This window comes from Georgfuchsia toluolica, from assembly GCF_907163265.1.
GTDB classification, from domain to species: domain Bacteria; phylum Pseudomonadota; class Gammaproteobacteria; order Burkholderiales; family Rhodocyclaceae; genus Georgfuchsia; species Georgfuchsia toluolica.
The window spans coordinates 945,019-965,962 of the sequence record NZ_CAJQUM010000001.1 but is presented as its reverse complement, the minus strand read 5'-3'; the positions used below and the strand labels follow the sequence as shown (position 1 = coordinate 965,962).

19 protein-coding genes and 1 riboswitch are annotated in these 20,944 nt (G+C 61.6%); of the genes, 13 read left to right on the top strand and 6 right to left on the bottom strand.

Features of this window, described 5'->3' with window-relative positions:
- Positions 1–192: 192 nt before the first annotated feature.
- Complete coding sequence (bioF, locus tag K5E80_RS04485) at positions 193–1,371, bottom strand: 8-amino-7-oxononanoate synthase (protein WP_220635033.1); 1,179 nt, start codon at positions 1,369–1,371, stop codon at positions 193–195.
- Positions 1,368–2,708, bottom strand: a complete 1,341-nt coding sequence (gene bioA / locus K5E80_RS04480; RefSeq protein ID WP_220637225.1) for an adenosylmethionine--8-amino-7-oxononanoate transaminase — start codon at positions 2,706–2,708, stop codon at positions 1,368–1,370. The genes bioF and bioA overlap by 4 nt, the downstream gene beginning before the upstream one ends.
- A gap of 222 nt (positions 2,709–2,930) precedes the next feature.
- Here bioA and K5E80_RS04475 point away from each other — a divergent pair, with 222 nt between their 5' ends.
- From K5E80_RS04475 to prmC, 5 genes are all read left to right on the top strand, one after another.
- Positions 2,931–4,364: a bifunctional enoyl-CoA hydratase/phosphate acetyltransferase gene (locus tag K5E80_RS04475; protein ID WP_220635032.1), complete on the top strand. Its 1,434-nt coding sequence runs from the start codon at positions 2,931–2,933 to the stop codon at positions 4,362–4,364.
- Positions 4,361–5,554 carry an acetate/propionate family kinase gene (locus K5E80_RS04470; protein WP_220635031.1) on the top strand — a complete coding sequence of 398 codons (1,194 nt, stop codon included), beginning with the start codon at positions 4,361–4,363 and terminating at the stop codon, positions 5,552–5,554. Before K5E80_RS04475 ends, K5E80_RS04470 begins: the two co-directional genes overlap by 4 nt.
- A gap of 241 nt (positions 5,555–5,795) precedes the next feature.
- Positions 5,796–7,049, top strand: coding sequence for a glutamyl-tRNA reductase (gene hemA, locus K5E80_RS04465; protein ID WP_220635030.1), 1,254 nt, complete (start codon positions 5,796–5,798; stop codon positions 7,047–7,049).
- Positions 7,049–8,134 (top strand): peptide chain release factor 1, encoded by a 1,086-nt coding sequence (gene prfA / locus K5E80_RS04460; RefSeq protein WP_220635029.1) that lies wholly within the window; start codon positions 7,049–7,051, stop codon positions 8,132–8,134. Before hemA ends, prfA begins: the two co-directional genes overlap by 1 nt.
- On the top strand, positions 8,131–8,949 hold the full coding sequence (gene prmC, locus K5E80_RS04455) for a peptide chain release factor N(5)-glutamine methyltransferase (RefSeq protein ID WP_220635028.1): 819 nt from the start codon (positions 8,131–8,133) through the stop codon (positions 8,947–8,949). Before prfA ends, prmC begins: the two co-directional genes overlap by 4 nt.
- Positions 8,950–8,971: 22 nt before the next feature.
- Here prmC and gcvP read toward each other — a convergent pair whose 3' ends face one another.
- From gcvP to gcvT, 4 genes are read right to left on the bottom strand one after another with little or no spacing between them, the layout of a single operon-like run.
- The gene (gene gcvP / locus K5E80_RS04450) at positions 8,972–11,890 is read right to left on the bottom strand and encodes an aminomethyl-transferring glycine dehydrogenase (RefSeq protein WP_220635027.1); all 2,919 of its coding nucleotides are present in this window, start codon (positions 11,888–11,890) and stop codon (positions 8,972–8,974) included.
- 58 nt (positions 11,891–11,948) lie between these two features.
- A complete protein-coding gene (locus K5E80_RS04445) occupies positions 11,949–12,239 on the bottom strand; it encodes a GIY-YIG nuclease family protein (protein WP_220635026.1) in 291 nt (96 codons plus the stop codon).
- A gap of 49 nt (positions 12,240–12,288) precedes the next feature.
- Positions 12,289–12,672 carry a glycine cleavage system protein GcvH gene (gene gcvH, locus K5E80_RS04440; protein WP_220635025.1) on the bottom strand — a complete coding sequence of 128 codons (384 nt, stop codon included), beginning with the start codon at positions 12,670–12,672 and terminating at the stop codon, positions 12,289–12,291.
- Between the two features lie 9 nt (positions 12,673–12,681).
- Positions 12,682–13,758 carry a glycine cleavage system aminomethyltransferase GcvT gene (gene gcvT / locus K5E80_RS04435; RefSeq protein WP_220635024.1) on the bottom strand — a complete coding sequence of 359 codons (1,077 nt, stop codon included), beginning with the start codon at positions 13,756–13,758 and terminating at the stop codon, positions 12,682–12,684.
- A gap of 134 nt (positions 13,759–13,892) precedes the next feature.
- A riboswitch (glycine riboswitch) is annotated at positions 13,893–13,987 on the bottom strand.
- Between gcvT and K5E80_RS04430 the strand changes: the two genes are divergently transcribed.
- From K5E80_RS04430 to rluB, 8 genes are all read left to right on the top strand, one after another.
- Positions 13,953–14,927: an alpha/beta fold hydrolase gene (locus tag K5E80_RS04430; protein WP_220635023.1), complete on the top strand. Its 975-nt coding sequence runs from the start codon at positions 13,953–13,955 to the stop codon at positions 14,925–14,927. (Overlaps the previous riboswitch by 35 nt.)
- Complete coding sequence (locus K5E80_RS04425; RefSeq protein WP_220635022.1) at positions 14,924–15,817, top strand: 3',5'-nucleoside bisphosphate phosphatase; 894 nt, start codon at positions 14,924–14,926, stop codon at positions 15,815–15,817. Before K5E80_RS04430 ends, K5E80_RS04425 begins: the two co-directional genes overlap by 4 nt.
- An 88-nt stretch (positions 15,818–15,905) precedes the next feature.
- The gene (locus tag K5E80_RS04420; protein ID WP_220635021.1) at positions 15,906–16,532 is read left to right on the top strand and encodes an L-threonylcarbamoyladenylate synthase; all 627 of its coding nucleotides are present in this window, start codon (positions 15,906–15,908) and stop codon (positions 16,530–16,532) included.
- Between the two features lie 24 nt (positions 16,533–16,556).
- Complete coding sequence (locus K5E80_RS04415) at positions 16,557–17,198, top strand: site-2 protease family protein (RefSeq protein ID WP_220635020.1); 642 nt, start codon at positions 16,557–16,559, stop codon at positions 17,196–17,198.
- Positions 17,199–17,206: 8 nt separating this feature from the next.
- A complete protein-coding gene (locus K5E80_RS04410) occupies positions 17,207–18,409 on the top strand; it encodes a tryptophan--tRNA ligase (protein ID WP_220635019.1) in 1,203 nt (400 codons plus the stop codon).
- A gap of 11 nt (positions 18,410–18,420) precedes the next feature.
- Positions 18,421–19,293: a segregation and condensation protein A gene (locus K5E80_RS04405; protein ID WP_246590863.1), complete on the top strand. Its 873-nt coding sequence runs from the start codon at positions 18,421–18,423 to the stop codon at positions 19,291–19,293.
- Positions 19,265–19,972: an SMC-Scp complex subunit ScpB gene (gene scpB, locus K5E80_RS04400; protein ID WP_425514531.1), complete on the top strand. Its 708-nt coding sequence runs from the start codon at positions 19,265–19,267 to the stop codon at positions 19,970–19,972. Before K5E80_RS04405 ends, scpB begins: the two co-directional genes overlap by 29 nt.
- The gene (rluB, locus tag K5E80_RS04395; protein WP_343213261.1) at positions 19,905–20,771 is read left to right on the top strand and encodes a 23S rRNA pseudouridine(2605) synthase RluB; all 867 of its coding nucleotides are present in this window, start codon (positions 19,905–19,907) and stop codon (positions 20,769–20,771) included. Before scpB ends, rluB begins: the two co-directional genes overlap by 68 nt.
- Positions 20,772–20,944: the final 173 nt, after the last annotated feature.

Sequence of the window (20,944 nt, the reverse complement as noted above, 5' to 3'; positions counted from 1 at the left end):
TTAATACCTTCCCCCCAGCCCCCTTCCCCGGGAAGGGGAAACGCAAGCGTTTTCCTCTGGAACATAAAGCGCCCACCCCCTGTCCCCCGCCCCAAGGGCGGGGGCAACTAGTCACCTCCCCCTCGTGAAGGGGGAGGGCGGGAGGGGGTGTATTTATTACCGCGCTTGCGCGGGCGGCCCTGCGGGCGGCACTCATGCGCATTTCTCCAGCGCTGTGATAAGGGCAGCGACATCTGCTTCGCTGTGTGCCGCCGAGAGACAAATGCGCAGCCGCGCGCTGCCCTGCGGCACGGTAGGCGGCCGGATCGCGGGCACCCAGATGCCTTGCGCTTCCAGAACAGCGGAAAGCTCGAGCGCGTTCCGATTGCTGCCGACAATCAGCGGCTGGATCGGCATTTGCGAATCCGTGAGTTGCCAGCCATGCTGTAGCGCGAGTGGGGCGAGTTCCTGCCTTAACTGGGCGATCAGCGCATGCAAATGTTTTCGCCGCGCCGCGCCCGCCGCGATCAGTTCCAGGCTTTTCAGCAAGGCGCAGGAGACTGCCGGTGGATGCGCAGTGGTAAATATTGCGGTACGGCTGCGCTGTTGCAGCCACTCGATCACCGTCGCATCGCCTGCGACGAAGGCTCCGGCGACGCCCGCGGCCTTGCCCAGCGTGCCCATATAGATAATGCGCGGTGATGCCAATAAATTGAAATGCGAGAGACTGCCACAGCCATGTGTGCCGAGTACGCCGAAACCGTGGGCATCGTCGATCACCAGCCAGGCATCGTGGGTTTCGGCCAGAGCGTACAGTTTGTCGAGCGGCGCAATATCGCCATCCATGCTGAACACCGAATCGGTGAGGATCAGCTTGCGTTTCGCGCTGCTCAGCTTCAATAGCTTGTCCAGCGCTTCGATATCCTTGTGCGCATAGCGCTTGTGTTCCGCACCCGAGGCCAGCGCGGCATCGATCAACGAGGCGTGATTGAGACGGTCGGCAAATACCGCGTCGCCGCGTCCCACCAGCGCCGGTACGATGCCGAGATTGGCCATGAAGCCGGTGGAGAACAGCAGAGCGCGCGGCAGGCCGACGAATTGCGCCAGCGCTTCCTCAAGTTGTTGATGCGGCCGCAAATGGCCGCTCACCGCATGTGCGGCGCCACTGCCCGCGCCCCAGCGTTGCGCGCCTGCGCACAGCGCGGCAACGATCTGCGGATCATTGGCGAGGCCGAGGTAATCGTTGCTGCAAAAGGCCAGCAACTCATGTGTGTCACTCGGGCCATCGACCGTCAGCCGTGTGCCGCAGGGGGAATCGACGATGCGACGGCGCCGCAGCTGCTGCTCCTGATCCAGCGCGGCGAGCTTGTCTTCCAGCTCCCCCCAGATCATGCCGGCACCACGGCATTGAGCGTATCGATCACGCCCTGCGCCAGCCAGGCACTGCTCTCTTTGTCGAGCACATAGGGCGGCATCAGGTACACGGTATTCCCGATCGGGCGCAACAACAATTCGCGTTCGAGTGCGGCTGCCGAAAAGCGGCGCGAAAAATCGACTGGCGCATCGGTAACATCGAAGGCCCAGATCATGCCGCGCTGCCTGAAATGCCGCGCGTGAGGATGAACTTGTAGTGGCAACAATTGTTCGCTGAGAAAAGCCGCGCGTTCTGCATTGGTCGCCAGTACATCATCATCTTCGAAGATGTCGAGCACGGTCAGGGCGGCGCGGCAGGCAAGTGGATTGCCGGTGTAGGAATGCGAGTGGAGGAAGCCCCGTGCCACCGAGTCGTCGTAGAAGGCCTGATAGATGGCATCGGTGCACATCACAACGGACAATGGCAGATAGCCGCCGGAAATGCCTTTCGACAGGCAGAGCAAATCAGGCCTGACCTGCGCCTGCTCATGGGCGAAGAAAGTGCCGCTACGGCCGCAACCGACGGCGATTTCATCGAAAATCAGATGTACGCCGTAGCGGTCGCATAGAACACGCACAAGGCGCAGATATTCCGGGTCGTACATGACAAAGCCGTTGGCGCACTGGACCAGCGGTTCGACAATCAGCGCGGCGATATGTCCGTGTTCGCGTTCGAGTACCTGTTCCAGGGCAGAGGCCGCAAGACGGGCGACATCTGCGGCTGTTTCACCTGCAACTGCATGCCGGGCGTCGGGCGACGGCACGGTACGGATGGCGCGCAGCAGCGGTGCATAGGCATCGCGAAAGATCGGCACATCGGTAACCGACAGCGCGCCAACTGTTTCGCCATGATAGCCGCCCTCAAGACAGAGAAAGGCATGCTTTTGGGCGCGTCCGGCATTGCGCCAGTAATGGTGGCTCATCTTCAGCGCAATCTCGGTCGCGCTGGCGCCGTCGGAGGCATAGAAGCAATGCCCGAGCGTGCCGCCGGTCAACGCCGAGAGCCGCTCGGAAAGGGCCACTACCGGCTCATGCGTGCAACCGGCGAGCATGACGTGTTCCAGCGTTTCCATCTGCTCGCGCAGGGCGGCGTTGATGCGCGGATTGGCATGGCCGAACAGATTGACCCACCAGGAACTGATGGCATCGAAATAACGCTTGCCATCGGCATCGTAAAGCCAGGGACCCTGTCCGCGCACAATCGGCAGCAGCGGCAGCTGTTCGTGCTGCTTCATCTGGGTGCAGGGGTGCCAGACGGCAGCCATGCTGCGCGACAGCAAGGCGTGCGGGTTCCTCGGAAAATGCGGAGAAGGCATGAAATGGGAAAGGAAAACAACCATGAAGTCTGACGTTGGGCGATTTTACACTGCGCCTTTTGTGCTTCTGGCTGTCGCATACAGTGGGCAAGCGGGAAGTGGAAATATTGCCATCCTGCAACGGACCATACTGACTCAAATCAATCCCGCCATAAGTAGTCATTGTGATTGCCCGGTACAAGTTGCAAAATCAACGCATTCGTACATACAGGGAATACCGCAGTGAATACCAGTCGCTTCGGAGAAGACGACCCCCTCGTCATCGAAAATCGCACCTACGACGAGATCAAGCTCGGCGACAGCGCCAGCCTGTCGCGCACCTTGCGACCGGAGGATATACAGACCTTCGCCATCATGTCGGGAGATAACAACCCGACCTTTCTCGATCCCGAATACGCGAAGTCGTTCGCCTTCGGCGAAGTTATCGGCCACGGCTTATGGCCCGGCGTCCTGATCAGCACTGTGCTCAGCAACCACCTGCCTGGTCCGGGCACCATTTTTATCGACCAGTCGATCCATTTCTCGCACCCGGTGAAGATTGGCGATACCGTTACTGCTACCGTCACCTGCCAGCGCAAGTTCGATCACAACCGCCACATCATTTTTGACTGCGTCTGTAAAAACCAGCATGGTGCAGAAGTCATTCGCGGCAACGCCGAGGTCAGGGCGCCGCGGGAGAAAGTCAGGCGCGCCGCCATGCCGCTGCCGGAAATCCGGCTCGCCGAAACCCGGCTCTCACGCTATGAACATCTGCTGGCCATTACGCAGGGTCTGGCGCCGATCCGGATGGCCGTGGTCCATCCCTGCGATGTCGAATCGCTCAAGGGCGCGCTGGAAGCGCGCGACCGCAAACTGATTGTCCCGGTACTGGTTGGCCAACAGGGGAAAATCCGCACCATTGCCGAGCAGCAGGGACTGGATCTGGCCGGCTGCGAACTGGTTGATGCACCCCATAGTCACGCTGCCGCCGAAATTGCCGTGCAACTGATACGCGAAGGCAAGGCCGAGGCGCTGATGAAGGGCTCGCTGCATACCGACGAACTGATGGCTGCCGTGGTCGACAAGACGCTTGGCTTGCGCACGGCATGCCGCCTCAGCCATGCCTTCGTGATGGATGTGCCGAGTTACCCGCGACCGCTGATGATCACGGATGCGGCAATCAATATCGAACCGACGCTGGAAGACAAGGTCGACATCTGCCAGAACGCCATCAATCTTGCGCATATGCTCAAGATCGCCCAACCCAAGGTTGCTATTCTCGCCGCGGTGGAAATGGTCAACCCGAGAATGCGCGCCACGCTCGACGCCGCTGCGCTGTGCAAGATGGCCGACCGCGGTCAGATCACGGGCGGCATTCTCGACGGCCCGCTCGCCTTCGACAATGCCATTTCGCTGGTGGCGGCCAAGACCAAGGGTATCCACTCTCCGGTTGCCGGCCAGGCCGACATCCTGTTGGTGCCCGACATCGAATCGGGCAACATGCTGGCCAAGCAGCTCGAATACCTGGCCGATTCGCTCTCGGCCGGCATCGTGCTTGGCGCCAGGGTGCCGATCGTGCTCACTTCGCGCGCCGACTCGGCGGAATCGCGTGCTGCCTCGACCGCGATCGCCGTGGTGATGGTCCATGCCAAACGCAATAAATCCATTGTTTCATGAGCGAGTCGATTCTCACGCTTAACGCCGGTTCCTCGTCGATCAAGTTCGCGCTGTTTTCCAACCTTGATCCGCTGCCCGAGCAACCGGAGATCAGCGGACAGATCGACGGCATCGGCGCCAGACCACATATCAAGGCCAGCGACAAGGCCGGACGGACGCTCGACAATGTCGACATCGTCACGACAGACGGCCGCGACGGGCAGCATCAAACCGCACTTGCCTTTCTTGTCGACTGGCTGCATGCGCACGAGGCCGGCTGGCGCATCGTCGCGGTCGGGCATCGCGTCGTGCACGGCGCGGACAAGTATTCACAGCCGGCGCTGATAGACGATGCAACGCTCGAACTCCTGCGTACCTTCATTCCGCTGGCGCCGCTGCATCAGCCGCACAATCTGGCCGGCATCGACGTACTGCGCGCAACGTTGCCCGGCGTGCCACAAATCGCCTGCTTCGACACCGCCTTCCATATGACGCAGCCCCGGCTTGCCAGCGCATTTGCGTTGCCGCGCCGCATCAGCGCGCAGGGCGTGCGCCGCTACGGCTTTCACGGCCTTTCCTACGAGTACATCGCCGGCAGGCTGCCGCAATATCTCGGCGACCGGTCTGATGGCAGGGTCATCGTCGCCCATCTCGGCAATGGCGCTTCGATGTGCGCCATGCAGTGGCGCGCCAGCATCGCCACGACCATGGGCTTCAGCACGCTTGATGGTCTGATGATGGGTACCCGCCCCGGCGCCATCGATCCCGGCGTGCTGCTTTATCTGATGCAGTTCGAACACCTGGATGCCGCAGCGCTGGCTAATCTGCTCTACAAGGAATCAGGCCTGCTTGGCGTCTCCGGCCTGTCGCAGGACATGCGCACCCTGCTTGCCTCGGGCACGACAGAAGCTAGGGAAGCGGTCGATTTGTTCTGCTATCGCATTGTGCGCGAGATGGGTTCGCTGGCGGCGGCGCTGGGCGGACTCGATGCACTGGTATTCACCGGTGGTATCGGCGAACATGCCACGCCGGTACGCGAGCGGATATGCCTCGACAGCCGCTGGCTTGGCGTCGAGCTTGACATTGCCGCCAATCAGGCTGGCATCACGCGCATCTCCAGAGCAAAAAGCCTGGTGGATGTATTGGTTTTGCCAACCAACGAGGAATGGGTCATCGCGGGGCATGCGGCCAGGCTGGCAGACATGCGTTGAACCTAACGCGCATAGTCGCCAGCGCCACCCCCGAGGATGAAAATGCGTATAGGCAAATTGAACGTCCTCCACCCTATACCCCGCCTCAGGGCGGGGCTGCCAATTGGCTCGCTGCGCTCGACGTTAAAAAAGCAGTTCGCCGTGGTTTAAATGAGGTTTTCAGTATCATTCTTCCAGCTAGACCTGAGTGCTTTACGCGGCGGGCCTTATAATCTGCACTTCTCCACTTGTCTCATTGCCAATGCAGGTTTTTGCCCTCGGGATCAGCCATCACAAAGCTCCGCAAGTCGTGCGCGAGCAGTTGGCGTTCGACCTCACCGGATTGCCGACGGCGCTGCATGACCTGACCCGTCAGCATTTGGTGCGTGAAGCGGCAATACTCTCCACCTGCAATCGAACCGAAATCTACTGTGCCGCCGATAGCGCCAATGTCGTTAGCGACTGGCTCAAGCACTATCGTTCGCTGCCGGTGACATCCCTCGAACCTTATCTCTACGTGCATCCGCAGCGCGAAGCGATCTGCCATATGTTTCGCGTCGCCAGCGGCCTGGATTCGATGGTCCTCGGCGAACCGCAGATTCTCGGCCAGATGAAGCAGGCCGCGCGCGTGGCAGGGGAGGCCGGTACGCTTGGCACGCTGTTGAATAAACTGTTCCAGAGCACCTTTGAAGTGGCGAAGGAAGTCCGCTCGACCACGGCGATCGGCGAGAACACGGTGTCGATGGCGGCGGGGGCGGTGCGCCTTGCCGGCCGAATTTTCGAGAGCATCGCCGAACAGCGCGTCCTGTTCATTGGTGCCGGCGAGATGATCGAACTGTGCCTTTCCCACTTCGCCGCAGAAAAGCCTCGCCGCATCACCATCGCCAATCGTACCGTGGCGCGGGCGGAAGCTCTGGCACAAAAATACAACGCCGATACGCTGCTGCTCGAAGAAGTGGGCGACCGTCTCGTCGATTACGACATCGTCGTTTCCTGTACCGCCAGCCCGTTGCCGATCATCGGCCTCGGCATGGTCGAACGCGCGCTTAAAGCCAGGCGCCATCGGCCGATGGTGCTGGTCGATCTGGCGATCCCGCGCGATATCGAGAGCGAAGTCGGTGATCTCGACGACGCCTTTCTCTACAAGCTCGACGATCTGAGCGAACTTGTGGCCGAAGGGATGGAATCGCGCCAGGCGGCGGTGGTCGAGGCCGAGACGATCATCGCCAGCCGTGTCGAGGATTTCCTGCACTGGGTCGGTTCGCGCGCGGCGGTACCGACCATCAAGGCCCTGCGCGAATCCGCGGAAAATACGCGGCGCGCCGAGGTGGAGCATGCCTTGCGTTATCTGGCGCGCGGCGATGATCCGGCCAAGGTGCTGGAAATGCTGTCGCACGGCCTCACCAACAAGCTGCTGCACGCGCCGACGCAACTGCTCGGCCGCGCCGACAACAACGAACGTCAACAACTCGCGCAACTTGTCGCCCGTATTTATGCGCTCAAACCGCACGATTGATGAAGTCCAGCATCCGCGAAAAACTCGACCGCCTCGCCGAGCGCAAGGAAGAAATTGATGCTCTGCTTGCCACCGGGCAGGCGGCGAAGAGCATGGACAGCTACCGCAAACTCACCCGTGAGCGGGCGGATATCGAACCCGTGGTGACGTTGTATCTCGCTTATGAGAAGGCGAACGCGGAAGAAGCCAGTGCCCGCGTTTTGCTGAATGACCCCGAGATGAAGGAATTGGCCGCGGCGGAAATCGATGCGGCGCAGGCGGAGATGGAACGACTCGAAGCCGAGTTGCAGCGCTCCCTTTTGCCTCGCGATCCGAACGATGAGCGCAACCTGTTTCTGGAAATCCGCGCCGGCACCGGCGGCGATGAGTCGGCATTGTTTGCCGGCGATCTGCTGCGCATGTACACGCGTTATGCGGAGCGCCAGCGCTGGAAGGTCGAAATGGTGTCGGTCAGCGAGTCGGATCTGGGCGGTTATCGCGAAGTAATTGTGCGCATCGTGGGGCAGGGTGCCTATTCGAAACTCAAGTTCGAATCGGGCGGGCACCGCGTCCAGCGCGTACCGGAAACCGAGGCGCAGGGCCGCATCCACACCTCCGCCTGTACCGTCGCCGTGATGCCCGAAGCCGACGAACTCTCCGAAGTGGTGATCAACCCGGCCGAGCTTCGCATCGATACCTTTCGCGCGTCCGGCGCGGGTGGCCAGCACATCAACAAGACCGACTCGGCGGTGCGCATCACCCACCTGCCCACCGGCATCGTCGTCGAATGCCAGGACGATCGTTCGCAGCACCGCAACAAGGCCCAGGCGCTCTCCGTCCTCGCCGCGCGCATCAAGGACGCGCAGACACGCGCGCAACAGCAGCAGATCGCCTCGACGCGCAAGAGTCTGGTCGGCAGCGGCGATCGTTCCGAGCGTATCCGCACCTACAACTTTCCGCAGGGCCGCGTCACCGATCATCGCATCAACCTCACGCTGTACAAGATTGACGCGATCATGGCCGGCGAACTCGATGAAATCGTCAGTGCCTTGACGGCGGAATATCAGGCCGACCTGCTCGCTGCACTCAGCGAAGAGCCGGCGTGAGCACGATCGGCGCTGCGCTGGCGGCAGCGCGGCAGAAAATCGGGGTAACTGAAGCGCGGCTGCTGTTGTGCTATCTGCTTGGCTGTTCCGCAGCCCATATCGAAGCGCATCGCGAAGACGAACTCGATTCAGCCGTAGCAGAAAACTTCCGTGCATGTGTCGAACGGCGCTGGCAGGGCGTGCCGATCGCCTATCTGATGCAAACCCGCGAGTTCTATGGGCGGCCTTTTGCGGTGACGCCCGCCGTGCTGATTCCGCGGCCGGAAACCGAGTTGATCGTCGATACCGTGCTGGGCAAGTTCGAGCGCTACGCCAAACCGCGCGTTTTGGATCTCGGCACCGGTTCCGGTTGTCTCGCGATCACACTGGCACTGGAACTGCCGCAAGCCGAAGTGACTGCCGTGGACATCTCGCGCGATGCCCTGTCCATCGCCGCAGGAAACGCGAGGCAATTCGGCGCCACAGTACGCCTGCTTGAATCGGACTGGTTCTCATCGATTGCGAACGAGCAGTTCGACCTGATCGTATCCAACCCGCCCTATATCGCGGCGGGCGACCCGCACCTCACGCAAGGCGACCTGCGTTTCGAACCTTCGCAGGCACTGGCGTCAGGCGCCGATGGGCTCGATGCAATCCGGCATATCGCGGAAACCGCGCCAGCGCATTTGAGTGCCGGTGGCTGGCTGCTGTTCGAGCATGGCTACGATCAGGCCGAGCGGGTGCGCGCGCTGCTCGCCGCAACCGGTTATGGCAGCATCGAACAGCGGCGCGACCTTGCCGGAATCGTGCGCGTATCGGGAGGCCGCGCGCCGTAGCAAGAAGCCGGTGCCGTCACACTTAAGCGGCATCTTCCGCCATCGGCACGCAGGCGCAGAACAGGTTGCGGTCGCCGTAGACGTCGTCGATGCGATTCACTGAAGGCCAGAACTTGTTCTCCGCCACCCAGGGTAGCGGAAACACGGCTTCCTGGCGCGTATAGGGCCGGTTCCATTCGGCATCGACGAGGTCGGCCTGGGTATGCGGTGCGTGCTTCAAGGGGTTGTTGTCGGCCGGCCACAAGCCTTGTTCGATCTTGCGGATTTCCTCGCGGATCGACATCAGCGCGGCGATGAAGCGGTCCAGCTCGGCCTTCGATTCCGATTCGGTCGGCTCCACCATCAGCGTGCCGGCGACGGGGAAGCTCACGGTCGGCGCGTGGAAGCCGTAGTCCATCAGGCGCTTGGCGATGTCGATCTCGGCGATGCCGGTGGCGGCCTTTATGGCGCGGATATCCAGTATGCATTCATGCGCGACGCGACCCTTGGTGCCGGTGTACAGCACGGGGTAGCTGTCATTGAGCCGGCTGGCGATGTAATTGGCATTGAGGATGGCGACCTTGGTCGCCTGCGTGAGGCCCGTGCCGCCCATCATCGCGATATACATCCACGAGATCGGCAGGATCGAAGCCGAGCCCCAGGGCGCGGCACTGACGGCAGACTGCCCCTGGTGCGGGCCGTCGATCGGTTGCACCACATGGTTGGCCATGAAGGGCGCCAGATGCGCCTTGAGCCCGATCGGACCCATGCCCGGCCCGCCGCCGCCGTGGGGAATGGCGAAGGTCTTGTGCAGGTTCATGTGCGAGACGTCGGCACCGATGGCCGCGGGGGAGGTGAGGCCGACCTGCGCATTGAGGTTGGCGCCGTCCATGTAGACCTGGCCGCCGTGCTGGTGCACGATGGTGCAGATGTCCTTGATCGCCTCCTCGAACACGCCGTGTGTCGACGGGTAGGTGATCATCAGACAGGCCAGGTTGCCGCTGTGTTCCCTGGCCTTGGCCTCAAGGTCGGCGACATTGACGTTGCCGCTGTCGTCGCAGTCGACCACGACGACGCTCATGCCGCACATCTGCGCGCTGGCCGGGTTGGTGCCGTGCGCGGATTTCGGAATCAGGCAGACGGTGCGTTGCGTATCGCCGCGAGAAACGTGGTAGCGATGAATCGCGACGAGGCCGGCGTATTCGCCCTGCGCGCCGGAGTTGGGCTGCATGCAGATCGCGTCGAAGCCAGTGATGGCCTTGAGCCAATCTTCCAGTCCCTTGATCATTTCCAAATAGCCCTGGGCCTGGTCGAGCGGCACGAAGGGATGCATGTCGCCGAATTCGGGCCAGGTGATCGGGATCATTTCGCTGGTGGCGTTCAGCTTCATGGTGCAGGAACCGAGCGAGATCATGCTGTGGTCCATCGCCAGATCGCGATTCTGCAGGCGCTTCAGGTAGCGCAGCATCTCGTGTTCGGTATGATGCGTATTGAATACGGGATGGCCGAGGATGGCGTCGTCGCGCAGCAGGTTTGCGATCGGGCTGTTCGCGGCAGCTTCGGCATCGAATGCCTCAATATCGGCTTCGTCGAAAGCCCGCGCCAGCTCGCAGACATTGGCCAGCCGGCCGGCTTCGGCGAACGCATTGAGTAGCGCCAGCACGTCGGCGCGCGTGCTTTTCTCGTTAAAGGCGATGCCGAGCTTGGCCGCGGAAATCTCGCGCAGGTTGTAACCGGCGGCGCGTGCGGCAGCGTGGATCGCCGCAGTCTGTTCGCCGGTCGCGATGTCGAAGGAATCGAAGAAACGATCGAGCAGCGGCTTGAAGCCCGCGCGCCTGACGCCGAGCGCGAAAATCGTGGCGAGGCGATGGATGCGGCCGGCGATGGTCTGTAGTCCCTGCGGGCCGTGATACACGGCATACATGCCGGCGATGTTGGCGAGCAGCACCTGCGAAGTACAGATATTGGAGTTGGCCTTTTCGCGGCGGATATGCTGCTCGCGCGTTTGCAGCGCCATGCGCAGCGCGGTCTTGCCGCGCGCATCGACCGAAACGCCGATGATGCGGCCCGGCACCGAGCGCTTGTGCTCGTCGCGGGTGGCAAAGAAGGCGGCGTGCGGACCGCCGAAGCCCATCGGCACACCGAAGCGCTGCGAAGAACCGAGCGCGATGTCGGCGCCCATGCTGCCGGGCGACTTCAACAGCACCAGTGCCATCAGATCGGTGGCGACGGCAGTGGCGGCGCCTTTGGCTTTTAGCGCAGCGATGACGTCGCTGAGGTCTTTCACCTCGCCGCGCACGTCCGGGTATTGCAGCAGCGCCCCGAAAACATCCTGTGCCGCCGCGTCGGCGGCGGCCCCGACGATCAATTCATAACCGAACAGCCCGGCGCGCGTCTTCACCACGTCGATGGTTTGCGGGAAACAGCCGGCATCGACGAAGAAGGCATTCGATTTCGACTTGCTGATGCGGCGCGCCATGGTCATGGCCTCGGCCGCGGCCGTGGCTTCGTCGAGCAGCGAGGCATTGGCGAGTTGCATACCGGTGAGGTCGAGCACCACCTGCTGGTAGTTGAGCAGGGCTTCGAGTCGGCCCTGCGCAATCTCGGCCTGGTAGGGCGTGTAGGCGGTGTACCAGCCGGGATTCTCCAGCACGTTGCGCAGGATCACCTTGGGCGTGAGGGTGTCGTGATAGCCCATGCCGATCAGCGATTTCTTCACCACGTTTTTTGCCGCGATGGCCTTCAGCGTCGCCAGCGCCTCCTGCTCGCGCTGCGGGCCGGCGAGCGCCAGCGGGGCCGGGAGGCGAATCGCATCCGGCACCGTCTGCGCGATGAGGTCGTCGAGCGATGCCGCACCGATTGCGCCGATCATGGCCGCGATGTCGTTGGCGTTGGGGCCGAGGTGGCGGGCGATGAATTCGTCGTGCTGTTCGAGGGCGGTGAGGGTTTGCTGTTCGTTCATGGCTGACTCATAAAATTACTGTCATTCCCGCGAAGGCGGGAATCCAGAGGTTTTGTTTTCAAACTATTTCCGGCCAAAGATCGCGCCAGTCAGGATTTTTCAATTCAATCATTCTCAGCTTCCAAGAGCGCTTCCACTTCTTGAGTTGTTTTTCACGTTGTATTGCTTGCGTCATTTCATCGTGCAACTCAAAGTACACCAGAGTGTGAACACCGTACTCTTTCGTGAAACCTTCAACCAGATTCTGCTTGTGTTCCCAGATGCGCTTTACTAGATCCGAAGTAACGCCGATGTAGATCGTTCCGTTTCTTTCGCTGGCGAGGAGGTAGACAGCCGGCTGTTTAGGCATCGCTAAAACCTCTGGGTCCCCGCCTGCGCGGGGACGACGGAATTGGGCGTTACTCGCTCTCCGCAACCTTGGTGTAGGCCGCGGCGTCGAGCAGGGCGTCGTACTCGGCGGGATTCGACGGCTTGAGCTTGAACAGCCATGCGGCATAGGCGTCCTGATTCACGCTTTCCGGCGCATCGGCGGCGGGCTGGTTGATGGCGATGACCTCGCCCGATACCGGCGCATAGATGTCGGATGCGGCCTTGACCGATTCGACCACGGCGACTTCCTCGCCGGCTTTCACCGTGCGGCCGGCTTCGGGCAGTTCGAGGAAGACGATATCGCCCAGCGCTTCCTGGGCGTGGTCGGTAATGCCGATGGTGAGGCTGCCGTCGGCTTCGCGGCGGGCCCATTCATGCGACTTGGTGTATTTCAGATTGGCGGGAACATTCATGATTTTCTCCTAGAGCAAAGATTTTCCGTGACGGGCAAAGTTGGGCTTGACGACTTTGGCCTTGAGTTTCTTGTCGCGAATTTCAACGCTGACTTCGTCGCCGATCGCAACATCGACAGGAACCCGTGCCAGCGCGATCGACTGGTTGAGCGTCGGCGAAAAGCTGCCGCTGGTGGTCTCACCGTTGCCTTGAGCCGTGATGACTTTCTGGTGGCTGCGCAATACGCCGCGGTCGAGCAGCAACAGGCCGACCAGCTTGCGCGCCGGCTTTTGCGCTTCGAGCGTCTTGCGGCCGATAAAGTCGCGACCCGCGTCCTTGAAATCGACGGTCCAGGCCAGACCCGATTCGAGCGGGCCGACCGATTCGTCCATGTCCTGGCCGTAGAGGTTCATGCCGGCCTCGAGGCGCAGGGTGTCGCGCGCGCCGAGGCCGATCGGCGCAACTCCCGCAGCAGCCAGTGCCTGCCAGGTCTGTGCAGCGACGGCGGCGGGCAGCGAAATTTCGAAGCCGTCCTCGCCGGTGTAGCCGGTGCGGGCAATCAGCCAGTCTCTCCAGTCCGCCGCCTGAAAAACTTGCAAGCCTTCGCTGGCCGCGCGGCTGGTGGGAAAGGCGGCCCAGAACTTTTCCCGCGCATGCGGTCCCTGCACCGCGATCATCGCCAGATCGCGGCGCGGCGTCAGCGTGGCATCGAAGCCGGCGAGCTGCTTGCGCATCCAGGCCAGGTCCTTGTCGGCGGTGCCGGCGTTGACCACGATGCGGTAGCGCTGCGGCGTGAAGAAATAGACGATGAGATCGTCGATGACGCCGCCATCTTCCCTGAGCATGCAGGAGTAGAGCGCCTTGCCCGGTCGCGCGAGCTTGGCGACATCGTTGGCGAGCAGGCGGCGCAGCCAGCGCTGCGCATCCTTGCCGGCGAGGTCGATGGCGAGCATGTGGGAAACGTCGAACATGCCGGCGTCGCCGCGCACGGTGTGGTGCTCCTCGATCTGCGAGCCATAGTGGATAGGCATTTCCCATCCGGCGAAGTCGACAATCTTGGCGTGGGCGGCGACATGGGTGTCGTAAAGCGGAGTGCGTTGGGCCATGGTTTCCGGGCAGACAAATAAAAAAAGGGGCGCGGACCACGCGGTCCACGCCCCATCTGTCCCTGTACCTGAGAGTTTGACCCCTTCGGTGGGTGAGCCGGGTTTTGTCCAGCGTCACCGCTCTCCAGATTTGCACTGCGTCGTCGGCCCTTTTGCCTGAGCGATTCCTGGGGGTTGCGCCTTCGGCGACAGGCATGCTGCGCTACCTGTTCTCTCCCGACGATGGAGCGATTATCGCATTCATTTTCCAATTAGCAATCATCAAGTGGGAAATGGTGCAGAAGGTGGCTGATAAAATTGCTGCGATGAAACAATCCACTTCCGAATTTCTGCTTGTCTGCGGTTACCGCCTGCACGTCCGGATATGGGGCGATGAAACCGCACCGGTATTGGTGATGCTGCATGGCTGGGGCGACATTTCCGCTTCCTGGCAGTTCGTCGTCGATGAACTTCGTCGCGACTGGCGGGTCATGGCACTTGACTGGCGGGGCTTTGGTAAATCGGAATGGCATGGCGAACCCTACTTCATTCCAAGCTATCTGGCCGAACTTGACGCTTTGCTCGATCATTACGCGCCCAAGACGGCGGTGCCGATAGTCGGGCACAGCATGGGCGGCAATATGGTGTCTCTCTATGCGGGAATTTATCCGTCGCGCGTTTCCCATGTTATCAATCTGGAGGGATTCGGAATGCGCAGGACCGCGCCGGAAAATGCGCCGGAGAACTACGATAGATGGCTGCGCCAGTTGAAGCAACCCCGGGGGTTTCGCCACTATGCGAATCGGGAGGATTTGGCCGTGCGTCTATGCAGGGACAATCCGCGCCTGACGCCCGAGCAGGCGAAATTCCTTGCCGTTCACATTGGCATCGAGAACGAGTCGGGTGGAATCGACATTGCCATCGATCCGGCGCATCGCTTGAAGAATCCCGTTTTGTACCGCATTGAGGAGGCGATGGCCTGCTGGCGCCGCATTAAGGCACCGGTGCTGCTGGTGACAGGGGCCGAGTCGAAAATCGCGCACAGATTATTTCCTCCGGGGTCAAACGAACGCGAGCGCTTCAAGAACTACCCGAATCTCAAGGAAGTGCTGCTCGCGGATTCCGGCCACAACATGCATCATGACCAGCCCGCCGCCGTCGCTCGCCTGATCGAGGACTTCGTGTCATGAATGCCGACCTGCACAGCCACTCCAACAAGTCGGATGGCCTGCTGGCGCCGGCGGATCTGGTGCGGCGCGCTCATGCCAACGGCGTCGAACTGTTCGCATTGACCGACCATGATGAGATCAGCGGCATTGCCGAGGCGCAGGCGGAAGCTCGGGTCTGCGGCCTGCGCTGCGTCAGCGGCGTCGAGATTTCGGTGTCATGGCGCGGCGATCATACGATCCATCTCCTCGGTTTCGATTTCGATGCCACCGACCGCGCGCTGATCGACGGCCTCGCCGGCGTCCGCGCGGGCCGCGATGAACGCGCCCGGCGCATGGGCGCCGAGCTGGACAAGGTCGGCATCCGCGGTGTCTATGAAGGCGCGCAAAAATACGTGTCGAATCCGGCCCTCATCAGCCGTTTGCATTTCGCCCGCTACATCGCCGCGGCTGGCCATGCGAAAGACGTGAAGTCCGTGTTCGACTACTGGCTGGCCAAAGGCAAGCCCGGCTATGTCAGCCATGTCTGGGCGGAGCTCGAGCAGGCCGTGGGCTGGATCCGCAGTGCAGGTGGCATCGCCGTGATGGCGCATCCGGGCCGCTACCGCGTCAGCCGGGCCGAGATGCGCGAACTGACTGTGGAATTCATGGCGGCGGGAGGTGAGGGCATAGAAGTGCTGTCCAGCTCGCATACGCCGGGCCAGGCGCGTGAAGTGTTGCGCCTGGCGCGCGAATTCAAGCTGCTCGCTTCATGCGGCTCGGATTTTCACGGCCCCGGCGAGAGCTGGATCGATCTCGGCAAAATGCCGCCGCTGCCCGACGACCTGACGCCGGTATGGAGCAGGTTTCAAATCTCAAGCAAAAAATCATTAGCCACAGAGGACACAGAGTTCACAGAGAAAGGCAAAGGCTGAAATAATGCCTATTGCGGATCTCGATTTCTTGATTTTGTTTTCCTCTGTGATCTCTGTGTCCTCTGTGGCAAAAAGCCTTTAAGGTTCTATGGCTCAGTTTTTCGACATCCATCCCGAGCATCCGCAGCCGCGCCTGGTCCGGCAGGCGGCGGAAATCGTGCGCAGCGGCGGCCTTATTGTGTTCCCCACCGATGCCGCCTATGCGCTGGGCGGCCACACTGGCGATGCGCAACTGCTGGAACGCATTCGCCGCATTCGTGGCGTCGATGATCATCATCTTTTTACGCTGATGTGCCGCGATCTTTCCGAGATTGCAAACTATGCCCGCGTTGACAATGCGCAGTACCGTTTTCTCAAGTCCTTCACGCCGGGCGGCTACACCTTCATTCTCGAAGGTTCGCGCCAGTTGCCCCGCCGCGTGTTGCATCCCAAACGCAAGACCATCGGCATTCGCGTGCCCGATCACGCGCTCTCGCTGGCGTTGCTCGAAGCGCTGGACGAACCCCTGCTGGTGTCGACCCTGCTGCTGCCCGACAGTGATTTGCCGCTCACCGATACCGGCGATATTCGCCGCAAGCTGGAGCGGCGCGTCGATCTGGTGATCGAAAGCGGGCGTTGCAGCATCGGCATGACCACTGTCGTCGATCTGAGCGAAATGCCGGCCAGACTGATCCGCTCCGGCTGCGGGCCGCTGGCGCCGCTGGGGCTGGAATAACGCTCTGGTAAAATCATTCGACTCATGGAAAACTCGATTCAAGCTCTGGCGATTTCCGCCTTGCCGATTCTTTTCGCCATTACCCTGCACGAGGCCGCCCATGGTTATGTGGCCCGCATGTTTGGCGATCCGACGGCATGGAAACTCGGCCGCGTCAGCCTCAATCCGCTGCGCCATATTGATCCGTTGGGAACGATATTGCTGCCGGCGGTGACCTATCTGTTGAGCGGTTTCATGTTTGGCTGGGCCAAGCCGGTGCCGGTGGATTTCGGTAAATTGCACCGCCCCAAGCGCGATATGCTCTGGGTTGCCGCGGCGGGGCCGGGGGCGAATCTGCTGATGGCGCTGGCTTGGGCGCTGCTGCTGAAGCTGGTGCTGGGTACGGCCGAGTTCCACTATTCGGAGGCGTTGCGGCAGATGGCGCTGGCCGGCATTGCGGTGAATGGCATGTTCATGGTGCTCAATTTGCTGCCACTGCTGCCCCTCGATGGCGGACGTATCCTGGTCAGCCTGTTGCCGCAGCGGGCGGCGTGGACGTTCGCCCAGACCGAACGCTATGGCATGTGGATTCTGATTCTGCTGTTGCTGACTCATGTGCTCGACGCGATACTGCGTCCCATGATCGGCCTGTTCCTGACCTTGATTGAATCGCTTTTTGGATTTTAGTTTCCAATATGTACGCAGAAAAAGTACTTTCCGGCATGCGTCCCACGGGACGGCTGCACCTTGGCCACTATCATGGCGTGCTGAAGAACTGGATTCGCCTCCAGCACGAATACCCCTGCCTGTTTTTTGTCGCCGACTGGCATGCGTTGACCACGGATTATGACGAGCCGGGGACGATTGCCGCCAGCACCCACGACATGATCATCGACTGGCTGGCTGCGGGGGTCGATCCGTCGCAGGCGACGCTGTTCATCCAGTCGCGCGTGCCGGAGCATGCCGAGTTGCACCTGCTGCTGTCGATGATGACGCCGCTGGGCTGGCTCGAGCGCGTGCCGACCTACAAGGACCAGCAGGAGAAGCTATCGCACAAGGACCTGACCACGTACGGCTTCCTCGGCTATCCGCTGCTGATGAGCGCCGACATCCTGATCTACCGTGCCGACAAGGTGCCGGTCGGCGAGGACCAGATTCCGCATATCGAATTCACGCGCGAGCTGGCGCGCCGCTTCAATCACATGTACGGCCGCGAGCCCGGTTTCGAGGACAAGGCGCGCGAATCGGTGAAGAAACTCGGTTCCAAGCGGGCCAAGCAATATGAGGAGCTGCGCACGCGCTTTCTGGAAAAAGGCGACGAGGCGGCCATCGAGCAGGCGCATGCGCTGCTCGACGATGTCCAGCATCTCCCGCACGGCGATCGCGAGCGCCTGTTCGGCTACCTCGAGGGCGGCGGCAAGATGATCCTGGTGGAGCCCGATGCGCTGCTCACCGAAGCCCGTCGCATGCCCGGCCTCGACGGACAGAAAATGTCCAAGTCCTACGCCAACACCATCGCCTTGCGCGAGGATGAGGAAAGCATTACGAAAAAAATCCGCACCATGCAGACCGACCCGCAGCGCGTGCGCCGCACCGATCCGGGCAATCCGGACAAATGCCCGGTCTGGCAGTTCCATGTCATCTATTCGAGCGGCGAAGTGCAAGACTGGGTGCAGAAGGGCTGCCGCAGCGCCGGCATCGGCTGCATCGAATGCAAGCAGCCGGTGATTGACGGCATACTCAAGGAACAGGAGCCGATGCGCGAACGCGCCAAGGCTTACGAGGATGACCCGCAGTTGGTACGTAATATCATCGCCGACGGTTGCGAGCGCGCGCGCAAGCTGGCGCAGGAGACCATGCGCGACGTGCGCGAGGCGATGGGTCTCGATTTCAACTGATCGATATGGCCATGTCCGAGTCGACCGTCGATAACCAGAATCCGCCACCACCCGGCGCGGGAGCGGGCCTGGATGCCGCTACCATCCTGGCCGACCATGTGCCCAAGCTCTATGGCGAGCCGCTGGCGGCGCTGCCGACGGACCTCTACATCCCGCCCGATGCGCTGGAGGTTTTTCTCGATGCTTTCGAAGGCCCGCTCGACCTGCTGCTGTATCTGATCCGCAAGGCCAACCTCAATGTGCTCGACATTCCGATGGCGCCGCTGACTGCGCAATATCTGGTTTATGTCGAGGCGATGCAGAGGAAGAATCTTGAACTCGCCGCCGAATACCTGCTGATGGCAGCGATGCTGATCGACATCAAATCGCGCATGCTGCTGCCGCGGCCACCCAAGCTGGAAAACGGCGAGCCCGAGGATCCGCGCGCCGAACTGGTGCGGCGTTTGCTCGAATACGAACAGATAAAAGCCGCCGCTGCGCGCATTGATGCCCTGCCGCAGGCCGGGCGCGATTACGAAACCGTGACGGTATGGATTGCCAGCGAGGTGGCGGAGCGGCAGCCCGATGTCTCGCTGCACGACCTGCAACTGGCCTGGCTCGGTCTTATGAAGCAGGCGCGCGTGATGCAGCACCACAGGATCAAGCGCGAGGAATTGTCGGTGCGCGAATACATGACAGGCATCCTGCGCAAACTCCAGGGCCGCGGCTTCATGGTCTTCGAGGACCTGTTCGATGTTGCGACCGGCGCGCCGGCGCTGGTGGTGAGTTTTATCGCCATTCTCGAACTGGCCCGCGAGAGCCTGATCGAAATCACCCAGAACGAGGCGCTGGCACCCATTTACGTGAGAACAGCCAATGACCATGATGCAGTTGTACAAGCCTGAGGACTACAAGCGCGTCCTCGAAACCGCGCTGCTGGTGGCCACCGAGCCGGTCCAGCTGGTCGATCTGAAGAAGCTCTTCGACGAGGAGTTCGACGACGATACCTGGCGCACGCTGCTCGACGACCTGCGCCGCGACTGGGCCGACCGCGGCATCGAACTGGTGCAACTGGCGGGCGGTTGGCGTTTCCAGACCCGGCCCGAGTATCAAGGTTTCATCGAACGCCTGAAGAACGAGAAGCCGCCGCGCTATTCGCGTGCCGTGCTGGAAACCTTGTCCATCATCGCTTATCGTCAGCCGGTGACGCGCGGCGATATCGAGGATATTCGCGGTGTGGCCGTGTCACCGAATATACTCAAGGTACTCGAAGGGCGCGGCTGGGTCGATGCCGTCGGCCATCGCGATACGCCGGGCCGTCCGGCCCTGTATGCCACGACGCGCAAGTTTCTCGATGACCTCGGTTTGCGCAGCCTGTCCGAACTGCCGCCATTGACCGAAATTGAAAGGGTGATGAATCTTGCCGACAATACCGCGTTCCCGCAAGCGCAGCCCGCTCCGGCAGCCACAGAAGCCGTCGACGACGGCTACCCCGCCGCGCAAAGCGGCATCGACCCTGACCCCGACGTCAATCTCATCGGAGCGCCGAACCCGGACGGCTCGGCCAGCCCAGCCTCCGAGTAGGGGAGCGACTGGCGGCCATGCCAGGCGTGGCGCCCCGGTCGAACTGCCCGCGATCAAGCTGCAGAAGGCACTGGCCGATGCCGGTCACGGCTCGCGGCGCGAGATCGAGACCTGGATCGCGGAGGGGCGCGTCAGTGTCAACGACGAGCCGGCCCATATCGGCCAGCGCGTCACCACCAACGACAAGGTCAAGCTCAACGGCCGCCTGGTCTACCTGAAGAACGCCGAACGCCTGCCGCGCGTGCTGATCTACCACAAGCCGGAAGGCGAGATCGTCTCGCGCGACGATCCCGAAGGGCGGCCCAGCGTGTTCGAGAAATTGCCGCGTCTTCGCGGCAGCCGCTGGATTGCGGTGGGCCGGCTCGACTTCAATTCCTGCGGCCTGCTGCTGGTCACCGACAGCGGCGAACTGGCCAACCGCCTGATGCACCCGCGTTACGAACTGGAACGCGAATATGCCGTGCGCGTGATGGGCGAGGTGAGCCAGGAATCGATTTATCTGTTACAAGCGGGTATCGAACTGGAAGATGGCATGGCCCGTTTCATCCGTATCTCACCGGCGGGTGGCGAGGGCGCCAACCATTGGTACCACGTCGTGCTCAACGAAGGCAAAAACCGCGAAGTGCGGCGCATGTTCGCCGCAGTGGGGGTGATGGTCAGCCGCCTGATGCGGGTGCGCTACGGCCCGGTGGGGCTGCCGCCCCAACTCAAGCGCGGTCAGTATCGCGAGCTCGAAGATGCCGAGGTCAAGGCGCTGATGAGCGTCCTGACCCCCGTGAACCCGGGCGATAAAGCCTGAGAGCAGAAAAACCATTTTCAACGGAAGGACAAAGCTTGTTTTTGGCGGAAAGTTTCGTTGGCGGGCAGTGCTGGTGATCAAGATGCTTTGACAAGGATCAAGAATCCTTGAATCTAAGCCTGTTCCGGCGTTTTGCTCCATGCCGAGTGTGGACTCGGTACCTGGTATCTGCG